General features: G+C 72.8%; 11 protein-coding genes. 4 read left to right on the top strand and 7 right to left on the bottom strand.

All coding sequences use genetic code 11. The annotated features are described in order from the left end of the window. Positions 1-61: 61 nt before the first annotated feature. The gene (locus ID554_RS20080) at positions 62-304 is read left to right on the top strand and encodes a mycoredoxin (RefSeq protein ID WP_117226442.1); all 243 of its coding nucleotides are present in this window, start codon (positions 62-64) and stop codon (positions 302-304) included. 56 nt (positions 305-360) lie between these two features. Here the strand turns inward: ID554_RS20080 and ID554_RS20075 are convergent, their stop codons facing one another. After that, positions 361-1,680, bottom strand: a complete 1,320-nt coding sequence (locus ID554_RS20075) for an MFS transporter (RefSeq protein WP_117226083.1) — start codon at positions 1,678-1,680, stop codon at positions 361-363. 224 nt (positions 1,681-1,904) lie between these two features. Between ID554_RS20075 and ID554_RS20070 the strand changes: the two genes are divergently transcribed. The 3 genes from ID554_RS20070 to ID554_RS20060 all read left to right on the top strand — a co-directional run bounded on the left by ID554_RS20070 (position 1,905) and on the right by ID554_RS20060 (position 3,675). Next, complete coding sequence (locus ID554_RS20070) at positions 1,905-2,885, top strand: helix-turn-helix domain-containing protein (protein ID WP_117226084.1); 981 nt, start codon at positions 1,905-1,907, stop codon at positions 2,883-2,885. A 68-nt stretch (positions 2,886-2,953) separates the two neighbouring features. After that, entirely contained in the window at positions 2,954-3,190 is a 237-nt protein-coding gene (locus tag ID554_RS20065; protein ID WP_117226085.1) for a DUF397 domain-containing protein, read from the top strand. Positions 3,191-3,402: 212 nt separating this feature from the next. Next, positions 3,403-3,675 (top strand): hypothetical protein, encoded by a 273-nt coding sequence (locus ID554_RS20060; RefSeq protein ID WP_117226086.1) that lies wholly within the window; start codon positions 3,403-3,405, stop codon positions 3,673-3,675. Between the two features lie 237 nt (positions 3,676-3,912). Here the strand turns inward: ID554_RS20060 and nudC are convergent, their stop codons facing one another. The 6 genes from nudC to ID554_RS20030 form a co-directional block, all read right to left on the bottom strand. Beyond that, a complete protein-coding gene (gene nudC, locus ID554_RS20055) occupies positions 3,913-4,833 on the bottom strand; it encodes an NAD(+) diphosphatase (protein WP_223884680.1) in 921 nt (306 codons plus the stop codon). An 80-nt stretch (positions 4,834-4,913) separates the two neighbouring features. Further along, positions 4,914-6,245, bottom strand: coding sequence for a M16 family metallopeptidase (locus tag ID554_RS20050; RefSeq protein WP_117226088.1), 1,332 nt, complete (start codon positions 6,243-6,245; stop codon positions 4,914-4,916). Further along, entirely contained in the window at positions 6,242-7,555 is a 1,314-nt protein-coding gene (locus ID554_RS20045) for a M16 family metallopeptidase (RefSeq protein ID WP_117226089.1), read from the bottom strand. Before ID554_RS20045 ends, ID554_RS20050 begins: the two co-directional genes overlap by 4 nt. A 118-nt stretch (positions 7,556-7,673) precedes the next feature. Then, entirely contained in the window at positions 7,674-7,859 is a 186-nt protein-coding gene (locus ID554_RS20040; protein WP_117226090.1) for a hypothetical protein, read from the bottom strand. Between the two features lie 219 nt (positions 7,860-8,078). After that, on the bottom strand, positions 8,079-8,282 hold the full coding sequence (locus tag ID554_RS20035; protein ID WP_013735772.1) for a cold-shock protein: 204 nt from the start codon (positions 8,280-8,282) through the stop codon (positions 8,079-8,081). A gap of 222 nt (positions 8,283-8,504) precedes the next feature. Then, a complete protein-coding gene (locus tag ID554_RS20030; protein WP_117226091.1) occupies positions 8,505-11,864 on the bottom strand; it encodes an ATP-dependent helicase in 3,360 nt (1,119 codons plus the stop codon). Between the last annotated feature and the right edge of the window lie 22 nt (positions 11,865-11,886).

Here is an 11,886-nt window from a genome sequence, read left to right as displayed (position 1 = left end):
GCAGCGGTTAGCCTGTGCTGATCTGCGCGATCAGGCGCGCATGACGTTGGAGGATCTCACCATGCTGACCATGTACTCCACTCCCTGGTGCGGCTACTGCCACCGGCTGAAGTCGCAGCTCGACCGGGAGAGGATCGCCTACCAGGTGGTCGACATCGAGCAGGATCCGGCGGCGGCGGAGTTCGTCATGGGGGTCAACGGCGGCAACCAGACCGTGCCGACCCTGCGCTTCGCGGACGACAGCGCGCTGACGAACCCGTCGATCAACCAGGTCAAGCAGCATCTGGCGAGCATCGCTGCCTGACCAGGGACTCAGGGCGCGGCGGCCGGTCCCGGCCGGGACCGGCCGCCGCGTCGTCGTCAGCGACCGCCCCGGCCGCTCAGCGTCCCGACCGGCGCCGGATCCTGGTCCTCGGCGGCCGGGCGCGGAGCCGGCACCCGGGTACGCGCCGCCGGTGCGGCCGGCGGGCTCAGCCGACGCCCGGCCCAGAGGTAACCGCCCGCGAGCAGGGTGGCCAGGCCGATCGACACGAAGACCGCCCGGTAGTCGAGCACCCCGACGACCAGCGCACCCACCCCGACGGAGAGCGCCTGCGGGCACCGGATCACCGCCTCCGAGGCCGCCGCGACCCGGCCGGTCAGCTCGGGCGGAGTCCGCCGCTGGATCAGCGTGTGCAGGCCGACCAGGGTCAGCGGCAGGGACAGCCCGGCCAGCAGCACCGCGGTGAAGCCGAGCCACAGGTTCGGGTACGCCAGCGCCAGTGCCGCCGGGCCGAAGAACGCCACCCCGGCGGCGAGGGTGCCCAGCTCGCCGAGCCGACGCAGGACTGCGGCGGAGCACAGCCCACCGACCAGCCCACCGATGCCCTGCACGGTGACCAGGACGCCGACGAACGTCGCGTCCCGCTCGAGCCCCCGGTCCACGTACGCGAAGATCAGCGACTCGGTGAAGCCCATCACGAGTGAGGCGAGGCCGTAGCCGAGCAACGCCCGCCGTAACGCCGGCTCACCGGCGAGGTGCCGCACTCCGGCGACCAGCTCGGACGACAGGCGCCATACCCGGGTGACGCCGTCGGCCGGGCGCTCTGCGGGCCGATCGGTCGGCGGGGTGGACGACTCGGCCACCCGGAGCGCGCCGACCACGGCGGCCGCGACCAGGAAGCCGGCCATCCCGACCGCGGCCAGTATCCAACCGCCGAGCACCGCGTACAGGCCGGCGCCCGCCAGCGGGCCAACCAGCCGCAGGCCCTGCCGTACGGTCTGCAACGCGCCGTTGGCCTCGCCGAGCAGGTCGGACGGGACCATCTCCTGGATCAGCCGGCTGAGCACCGCGCCGACGGTGAGGTTCGACAGGCCGTAGAGCGCGGCCACCGCGTAGATGATCCACAAGTCGCCCGCGTCCCGGACCGCGAACAGCGGGGTGAGCAGCAACGCCATGGCGAGGTTGGTGGCCACGAAGAAGGGCTGCCGGGGGTACCGGTCGACGAACCAGCCGACCAGCGGCGCGAGGGTCCTCGGCGCGAGGATCACGAAGATGGTGGCGCCGGCGAGGCTGTCCGATCCGGTGAGGTCCTTCACCCAGATGGCGAGCGCCAGCAGCAGGATCGACTCTGCGGTCATGCTGGCCAGCAGCCCGCCGAAGAGCAGGCGGAAGTCCGGGCGACTCAGGACGGTTCGCATTGATCCCTCCGGGGGTGGCGCGACTCGGGCGCGGTCGGGAACCCGTCCGGGGCTGGCGACGCAGGTCAGGGCCGTCTCGTTCCGGTGTGTCGGGTGTCCGTATTTCTCATGACACGCCCCCGCCGGTACCTCCGGCGCCGGTCGCGACGTCCATACTGACCGTGGGGGGCGAATTTCATACAGTTACCGTCGCGTCTGCGGCGGTCGACGGAAAAGAGGACACCGTGCCTCCTGCCGCACCCAGCCCGATCCTGCGTCGGCAGCGGCTCGGCCGCGAACTGCGCCGGTTACGCGAGGCCGCCGGGCTCACCGGCGACCAGGTCGTCGAGCGTGTCGGTTGGGCTTCCGCGTCCAAGTTGTCGCGGCTGGAGAACGGCCGCAGCCGGCCCGACCCGCAGGACGTCCGGGACCTGCTCGACCTGTACCACACCGACGAGGCGCGGCGGGCGGAGCTGCTTGGCATCACCGACGAGGCCGGCGACATCCGCGGCTGGCTCAAGAACTATCCGGCCATGACACAGCAGCAACGTGGCTTCGCCGAACTGGAGGCGGGCTGCGTCGAGATCTTCGAGTACAACCCGGTGCTGGTGCCGGGGTTGTTGCAGACCCCGGGGTACGCCCGGGTCCGCCTCTCCTCGGCGTACCAGGTCGGCCGGGAGGCCGGCGATCCGGAGGCCGAGGAGGAGACCGAGACACAGGTCAAGGCCCGGCAGGCCCGACAGCGGCTGCTCACCCGGGAGAACGACGCGCCCCGGTACACGGCGGTGCTGGAGGAGGCGGCGCTCGGGTACCGGGTCGGGCCGCCCGACATGCTCCGGGAGCAGCTGGCGCAGCTGTGCGAGCTGGCCATGCTGCCCAACGTCACGCTGCACGTGCTGCCCCGGGACACGCCGATCGGGCAGTGGTACCTTCCGCCGACCGCGTTCTCGGTCTATCGGTTCGCCGATCCGCTCGATCCGGAGACGCTCGCCATCGAAGGTGGCTTCACCGACGTCATGTCGACCGACACAATCGCTCTAAATCACTATAAAGTGGTGTTCGAGTGGCTACGCACGGCGGCACTTTCCCCAACGGACACCCACTCCTGGCTGGCCAAGTCGGCGGAACGGCTGACCGGCACGGGAACACCGTCCACTGTGGTCAATGGATCGGCAACGGCGCCGGCCCAGCGCCGTGGTTCCTCCGGGAGCCTGACGGAGCGGTGACCGAGGAGGGACCGCGTTCGGCACGTGCGTCCCCACTCGATCCATCGGTTCACCTCAGGAGCGCAACCATGAACGACATCCGCACCACGCCATCCGTCCTCGCCCAGCTCGCGCACGCCCCCTGGCGTACCAGCACGCGCAGCCAGACCTCCAATTGCGTGGAGGTCGCACCGCTTCGCACCGGTCCCGCCGCGGTGGCGCTGCGTGACAGCAAGGACCGGGGCGGCCCGGTCCTGCTGTTCAACCGGGCCGGGTGGCTGGGCTTCATCTCCGGTGCCAGGAACGGGCAGTTCGACCTGAACTAGTCCGGGCACGTCTCGCGGGGCCGCCGGCACACCACCGGCGGCCCCGTCGTCGTCCGCCCCGACCACCCCGGTGAGCAGGGATCGGATGATCGGACGGGCTGCGAAACAATTGCCGCGTTTCACTTGCTGAGACGCCGGCCGGGCGTACGATGACGGAGTTAGTGACGTGGAACTTCCACAGTTCCACCCGTCGCAGCACATCGGAGACCCACATGCGGTTCCTGATTGTTCGCACCGACATCCGCGCCGCCGCCGACACCGACATCACGGCCGCCTGGGCCGGCGGTCGACGGCTGCGGGACGAGACCACCCGGCCCGAGCCGCGCCGCCAGGTCGTGCACGCCGAGGACCGCGACGCCGCCCTGCACCTCGCCCGGGCCATCGCCACCGTCGGCGCCGTACGCTCCGGCCGGCAGCGGGTCAAGGTGCTGCCGCGCGACGATCCGCGGCACTGGCGAACCCACCCGGGCCCGCCCGACATCTGAACGTCCCGACGTCCGTCGTGGTCGACCGGCTCCCCCGCCGTGTTCCTCACCCAGCCGACCACGACGGCCCGTGTCCCCGGCCCGTGGCCGCCGCGGCAACGACGGCCACGGGTCGGGGCCGCACTCCCCGCGCACACCCGCGCCGCACTCGGCACACCCGCCGCCGTGCTCGGCGTGGATGTTAGGAAGGGTCCCCTGCTATACACGAGGCGTTAGTAGGGGGCCCTTCCTTACACCTCAGCAGTGGCCGTCGAACCAGCGGTGGATCAGGAACAGCGCAATCGACGACGGCGGGGGCAGCAGCAGCCAGGCACTCCCGGCGTCCACCGCCCGGCCGGCGAGCGCGGCACCGATCTCCTGCCGGGTGAACCAACGGGCCTGGGCGATCTCGGCCGGGTCGGGCCGGACCGGGTGCTCCGGGTCGGCGGTGGCCAGGAAGCCGAGCATCAGCGAGCCCGGGAACGGCCACGCCTGGCTGCCCGCGTATGTGATCTCGCAGACCGGGACGCCGACCTCCTCGTGTACCTCCCGCAGCACCGTGGCCTCGGCCGACTCGCCGGGCTCGACGTACCCGGCCAGGCAGGAGAACCGGCGCTGCCCCTCGGGGCTGGGCCAGGCGGCGTTGTTGCCCAGCAGGCAGCGCCCGTCGACACCGTCGACACCGTCGTGCACCAGCACGATCATCGCCGGGTCGGTACGCGGCCACACCCGCTCACCCAAGCCGTCCACCCGGGACCAGCCCGCCTCGTCGGTGCGGGTCGGTTCGCCGGTGACCGGGTGGTAGAGGTGCCGCAGGTGCCAGTTGGTCAGCGCCAGCGCCGTGGTGAACAGCCCCGCGTCCCGGTCGTTGAGCAGGTGCCCGACGCCCCGCAGGTGAGCCGAACGGGTGTCCGGCAGCGCCGTCAGCCTGGTGTGCACGCAGAACACCGGCACCCCGTCCGGTTCCACCCCGAGGAACACCGCGTCGGCGGCCAGCGTCGGCGGCAGGTCGTCCGCCGCCACCAGGACCAACTCCGGCACCGGCGTGTCGGTCCGCACCAGCGCCCGGCCGCCGGCCTCCACGTCGAGCACCAGGACCCGCGCGCCGGACCAGGCCCGCGCCAGCCACTCCGGATCGGTACGCCGATGCGCCGCCCGGTCCAGCAAGGAGCGGGCCAGCGGCGGGGCCGCCTCCCCGCGTACCCATTCGACCGGCTGTCCCCAGCCGTCCGAGGGTGCCGCCGTACCGGTGGGCCCGCTCACGGTGTCGCCGGTGTGGTCTGGACCGGGGTCAGTGTGGACAGCGAGGGCTCGATCCGTTCGGCGTCACCGAGCACGACGGTGACCGCGCGGGACGGGGCGAGGTAGCGGGCCGCCGCCTCGGTGACGTCGTCGACGCTCGCCTTCGCCAGTCGGGCCGCGTGTTCGGCCAGGAAGTCCAGCCGGAGCCCGCTCCCGGCGTACGCGCTGACGAACGACGCCAGGCCCGCCTGGGTGGCGATGCCGAGCTGAAGCGTGCCGAGGGCGTACTGGCGAGCCTGGTCCAGCTCCTCCTGCTTGGGGGGCACGGTGGCCAGCCTGCCCAGCTCGTACGTGGTCTCCAGCAGCGCCGGTGCGGTCACCTCGGTGGCCACCTCGGCGGCGGCCAGCAGCAGCGAACCACCGACCGAGTGCTCGACCATCGAGTGCGGGCCGTACGTGTAGCCCTTGTCCTCGCGGATGTTCTCCACCCAGCGCGAGGAGAAGTAGCCACCGAAGATCAGGTTGGCCAGTTGCAGCGCGGCGTGGTCCGGGTGGGTACGCGGCACCGCCGGCAACGCCATCCGCATCGACGACTGCACCGAACCGGGCCGGTCGACCAGCAGCAGCGGGCCTGGTTCCAGCGGCGGGACCGGCGGCACCTCGGCCGCGTGCTCGCCGCCCTGCCAGCCGGCGAGCGCCTTCTCGGCCGTGTCCAGCGCCTGCTCGGGGCGTACGTCGCCGACCAGCACCAGCACTGCGCCGGCGGGTCGGACCCGCAGGGCGTGCAGCGTCCGCAGGGCGGCCGGACGGACCGCGCGCACCTGCTCGGGATCCGGCGTCTGGGTCGAGTACGGGTGCCGGCCGAAGATCCGCCGCAGCAGCGCGGTACGGGCCAGATGGGCGGGCTGGCTCCGGGCCACCTGGATCCCGTCGACCAACCGGTCCCGTTCGACACCGACCCACTCGGCCGGGTAGCTGGCACCGGTGACCACGTCGGCGAGGATCTCCAGCATCCGGTCCAGGCCGGTGGCCAGGGCGGTGCCGGAGAGCATCAGCCGGTCCGGGTCGAGTCCGGCGGAGAGCCCGCCGCCGATCCGCTGGAGTTCGGCGGCGATCTGCACGCTGCTCATCGTCTCGGTGCCGGAGAGCAGGGTCTGTGCCAGCAGGTGCCCCCGGGCCAGGTGGGCGCGGACGAACGGCATCCACAGCCGCAGTTCCACCAGCGGCACCGCCGGGCGGCGTACCACGATCACGGTCAGCCCGTTGTCGAGCGTGCGTTCGGCCTGCCCGGGCAGCTTGAGCCGGCGGGTCGGGCCGAGCGGCGGCAGGGTTCGCGTGGGGGCACTCATGAGCGGCCACCTCCGGGGATCACCTCGACGGACGCGCGGCGCTCCGGCCGCAGGGTGGCCGCGGCGGCGCGTACCTGCTCGTCGGTGACCTCACCGACCAGCCGGGGCAGCTCGCCGAGCAGGCCGGGCTCGCCGCGCTGCTGCTCCAACACCGCCATCCGCAGCGCGCGGTTCAGCACCGCGTCGGTGTCGCGCAGCAGGTGGGTGGCCATCCGAGCCTGGGTACGGGCCAGCTCGCCGTCGGTGAGCCCGTCCGTGGCGACCCGGTCCAACTCCTCGTCGACGGTGCGCAGCACCTTGTCGACGTCGCCGCCGGGCGGCAGGTGGGACTGGATCAGCAGGGCGGTCGGGTCGCGTACGTCGAACGGGTCCCCCATGAAGCCCAGGTAGCCGCCGATGCTGGTGACCGTGCGATCCCGGTGCACCAGCCGCTCGACCAGCCGGGACGCGTCGCCGTCGGTGAGCACCTCGGCCAGCACCACGTACGGCAGGTAGTCGGCGAAGTTCCCGATCGGGTCGGGCACCCGCCAACCGGAGGCCACCGCCGGCAGCGGGGCAAGCTTGTCGTCGTACGCGGTGCGTCGCTCTGCGGTCGGCTCCGGCTCGGCGAAGTCCGGCCGGGCGGGCGCCGGGCGGGCCGGCACGTCGCCGAAGTGCCGTTCGATCAGTTCGACGGCCTCGGCGGTGTCGATGTCGCCGCTGACCGCGAGCACGGCGTTGCCGCTGGCGTAGTAGCGCCGGAAGAAGTCGGCCGCGTCGGCGACGGTGGCGGACTCCAGGTCGTCGAAGGAGCCGTACCCGTCGTGCGCGTTCGGGAAGGTGTCGAACATGACCGGCGGCAGGGTCAACCAGGGGAACCCGCCGTACGGCCGGTTGAGCACGTTGACCCGGATCTCCTCCTTGACCACGTCCACCTGGTTGCGCAGGTTCTCCTCGGTCAGCCGAGGTCCGCGCATCCGGTCGGCCTCCAGGAACAGCGCCCGTTCCAGGGCGTTGCTCGGCAGCGTCTCGAAGTAGTCGGTGTAGTCCAGGTGGGTGGAGCCGTTGAAGGTGCCGCCGGCCCCCTGGACGTGCCGGAAGTGGGCAAGCTTCTCCAGGTTCTCCGAGCCCTGGAACATCAGGTGCTCGAAGAGGTGCGCGAAGCCGGTGCGTCCCTCGGGCTCGGAGCGTATGCCCACGTCGTAGACCACCGCCACGCCGATCACCGGGGCACTGCGGTCGGGGGTCAGGACCACCCGCAGGCCGTTGTCGAGGGTGAACCGCTCGACCGGGTACTTCGCGGCTGGGATTCTCGCTCTGCGCGTCGGCACGGATCCGACCCTAACGCCTCCGCCGAGCCGGGGAGGTGGGTAAGGGCGGCAGGTGTTAGCCGGGGACCCCTGCTATACCCGAGGCGTTAGGAAGGGGCCCTTCCTTTCATACGTCGGCTCAGCCGGCGGTGTTGCCCGGCCGCTCGGTCGCGGTGGGCCCGTGCAGGTCCACCAGGCCGGACGGGGCAGCCCCGCCCGGTGTGACGGGCCAGGGAGCGAACGCCACGACCGTGGCCAGCAGCAGCCCGACAGCCGCCACCGCGACCACCAGGAGTAGTTCCCGCACCGCCGCCGAACCCGCCATGGTCGTTCCTCCCCGAGCTGAGCCGATCCCCCCGGCCCATCCCCCCGCACCCAGCGTTCCGCAGCCGGGAGGTGGTGACAGCCGCCCACCCGACGATAGGACGGCTGTTTACCGACTCAGGGTTCCGGCAAACCGACCGCCCGACATGCGGACGGCCGGGCCGCCTCCGGTCCCATAGGGTGACGGAGGCGGCCCGGCCGTCGCGGGCGAACCCGGCAATCAGAGCGGGCGGATGTTCTCCGCCTGCGGGCCCTTCTGGCCCTGGACGACCTCGAACTCCACCCGCTGGTTCTCGTCCAGGCTGCGGTAGCCGGAGCTCTGGATGGCCGAGAAGTGGGCGAAGACGTCGGCGCCGCCGCCGTCCGGGGTGATGAAGCCGAAGCCCTTGTCAGCGTTGAACCACTTGACGGTGCCAATAGCCATGCTTGTTTCGTCTCCTTGACGGAACGTCGAACCCGCACCTGTTACGGGGCCGAAAGAGTGGAGAGCCCCGGGCGGTTCCCGGAACTTCTGTCGCTGCTGGTCGCCCCGCCCGGAGAGGTCCGGACATAACAAAGAGCGCCTGGGGCCACAATCCGCCAGGCGCAAACAGAGCTGGTAACCAAAACTGCAACGCGGGCACAGTACCACGGATCCGGCCCGGCGCTACCTGTCCAGCCCAAATTCCGGCAACGAGGTGATCAGGGCGGACAGGCCGTCGACGTCGAGCAGGTCCGCCGGACGGACGGTCGCCCCGTCCCGCACGTAGTGGAACGCCGCACCCACCCGGTCGACCGGGACACCGGCCAGCTCGGCCCAGGCCAGCCGGTAGACCGCCAACTGCACCGAGGCCACCTCGGCCGCCGCGCCGGAGGGCTGGGCGCCGGTCTTCCAGTCGACCACGTCGAAGCGGTCGCCGGGACGGCGGAACACGGCATCCATCCGGCCGCGTACCACCACGCCGCCGATCACCGTCGCGAACGGCACCTCCACCTCGACCGGCGTACGCTCCGCCCACTCGCTGCCCAGGAACCGCCGTTGCAGCTCCGCCAGCGCCTCGTCCGGTGCCGCGTCGGCGTCCGCCGCACCGGGCAACTCGTCGGTGTCGAGCAGCCGGTCCGCGCCGAACCGCTGCTCCAGCCAGGCGTGGAAGGCGGTACCCCGGCGGGCGTACGGGTTCGGTTCGGTCGGCAGCGGCCGGCGCAACGCCCGGGCCAACGCCGCCGGGTCGCGGCGCAACGCGACCAACTGGGTGACCGACAGGTGCTCGGGCAGCGCCACCTCGACCGGGCCGGACAGCCTGCTCAGCTCCGCCCGCTCGGCGAGCAACAGGTCGGCCTCCCGCCGCCACCGGGCCACCTCCGGATCCGGGGTCTCGTCGTCCGGGGCGGTCGGCCCGTCGTCGGTCAGGAACCGCCGCACCAGCGCCGCCGCCTCGGTCAACGGGGGACGGCGTACGCCCAGCGGGTCGGCCGGCCACTCGGCCCGGATCACCACCTCGGTGGTCGGGTTCACCGCGTCCGGCGACGGTTCGGGCACCCACTCGTCCACCAGGTGACCGGCCCCGGCGTCCAGGCAGGCGTCGTGCACCTCGCGCAGCAGCCCGGACGGCCCGCGCGGGCGTTTGGTGCCCTCACCCCACCAGTGGCCGGAGCAGAGCAGCAGGCGACGCGGGCGGGTCACCGCGACGTACGCCAACCGGCGTTCCTCCCGCTCGTCGTGGGCCCGCCAGGCGTCGGTGAAGTCCTCCACCGCCCGGGCCACGCCACGCTGGTCGTCGACCTCGGCCAGGGCCAACTCGGGCAACCCGTGGGCGTCGCCGCGCAACGGGAACGGCAGCACCCCCAGCCCGCCCAGCCAGTGGTCGGAGTTGCGGACCGGTCCCGGCCACACCCCCCGGCTCAGCCCGGCCACCGAGACGACGTCCCACTCCAGCCCCTTGGCCGCGTGCGCGGTGAGGATCTGCACCGCCCCCTCGACCACCTCCACCTCACCGGGTGCCAGCCCGCGCTCCTCGTCCTCGGCGGCGGCCAGGTAGGCCAGGAAACCGGCGAGCGTGGCCCCCGGCGTCTCCCCGCTGAACCGCGCGGCCACGTCGCCCAGCGCGTCCAGGTGACTGCGGGCCAGGCCGGCGTCACCGGCGCCGTCGCCGCCGGCCCGTACCGCCACCTCCACGTCCAGACCGGTGGTCCGCTCCACGTCCGCGATCAGCTCCGGCAGCGACTGGTCCAGCCGGTACCGCAGCAGGCCCAACTCCCGGGCGTACGCACGCAGCCGCAGGTAGCCCTCGGCCGAGTACGCCTGCGCCGGGCCGAGGTCGGCCAGCGCCTCGACCAGGGTCGCCTCGTCCAGGCGGTCCGGCATGATCTCGGCCGTACCGTCGTCGGCGAGCTGGCGACGGGCCGCTGCGATGGCCTTGGCCCGGCGGTGCAGGGCGACCAGGTCCCGTGGCCCGATCCGCCACCGGGCACCGGTCAGCAGCCGCAGCAACGCGGCACCGTCGGTCGGGTCGGCCAGCACCCGCAGCGTGCACACCACGTCGCGGATCTCCGGAGTGTCCAGCAGTCCGCCCAGTCCCACCACCTCGACCGGCAGGCCACGCTCGCGCAGCGCCGCCGCGATCGCCGGAATCTGGCTGCGCAGCCGCACCAGCACCGCCGTGGTCGGGCGCAGAGTGACCGGGATCTGCTCGGGCAGCACCCCCGGCAGCCGCGCCGCACCCCGCCAGGCGGCCAGCACGCTGTCGGCGATCCAGTCGGCCTCGTCGGCGTACGTCGACAGCAGCGCGCAGTGCACGGTGCCGGCGGCGGCGCCGCGTGCGCTGCGATGCGGGATCGGATCGCGGACACTGAGCGCGGCGTGCAGCTCGGGCACCTGGGCACCGGCCGCCCGCAGCGGGGTGGCCAGCGCGTTCGCCACCGCGAGGATCTCCGGCCGGTTTCGCCAACTGGTGGTCAACCCGAGCATCCGGGCGGGTTCGGCGTCGGCGCGGGCGAACTCGGTCGGGAAGCGGTCCAGGGTGCCGGCGCTGGCCCCCCGCCAGCCGTAGATCGACTGACAGGGGTCACCCACCGCGGTCACCGGATGCCCGCCGCCGAACAGCGCGCCGAGCAGCACCACCTGGGCGTGGCTGGTGTCCTGGTACTCGTCGAGCAGCACCACCCGGTAGCGCCCGCGCTCGATCTCGCCGACGCCGGGATGGTCCCGGGCCACCCGGGCGGCCCGGGCGAGCTGGTCGGCGAAGTCCATCGCCTCGAAGTCGTCCTTGCGCCGGGCGTACGCGCGCACCAGCGGCAGCAGCTTCAACCGGGTCTGCTGGAGCGCGAGGGCCCTGCGCACGTCGGCGTAGACCCGTCCGGGACGGGACTGCACCTCGGCGAAGAACCGGCCGGTCCACGCGGCCAGGGCGTCCGGGTCGACCAGGTGTTCGTCCAGTTCGCCGGAGAGCGCCAGCACCGCGTCGGTGACCGTGCTCGGCATCCGGTCCACCTCGGACATGTCCCCGTCGTAGTTGCGCACGATCAGGTCCACGAGCTGCCAGCGGGACGCCTCGGTGAGCAGCCGGGTGGAGGGCTCGTACCCGGCCCGCAGGCCGTGCTCGGTGACGATCCGCCCGGCGTACGAGTGGTAGGTGGAAATCGTGGGCTCGCCCGCGAAGGGGTCGTCGAGCGGGTCCCGTCCGCGCCGCCCCAGCCGGCGCACCAACTGGTCGAGCCGGGTACGCACCCGGTGCGCCAGCTCACCGGCGGCCTTGCGGGTGAAGGTCAGACCGAGCACCTGCTCGGGCCGGACGTACGAGTTGGCCACCAGCCAGACCACCCGGGCGGCCATCGTCTCGGTCTTTCCCGAACCGGCTCCCGCGACCACCAGCAGCGGCTCCACCGGCGCCGCGATGATCGCCGCCTGTTCCCGGGTCGGCGCCGGCAACCGCAGCAGCTTGGCCAGTTCCACCGGCGTGTACCGGGGACCGACGGCGGCCGCCCGGGGCGCCGGCGCCGCGGGGTTGAACAGCGCGGGCTGGGTCATGCTGCCCTCTTCGGAGCTGGCA

It is taken from the genome of Micromonospora craniellae (assembly GCF_014764405.1).
In the GTDB taxonomy this organism is placed as follows: Bacteria; Actinomycetota; Actinomycetes; order Mycobacteriales; family Micromonosporaceae; genus Micromonospora; species Micromonospora craniellae.
Note: the sequence above shows the minus strand (reverse complement) of the source record. Positions and strands in the feature narration are given on the sequence as shown.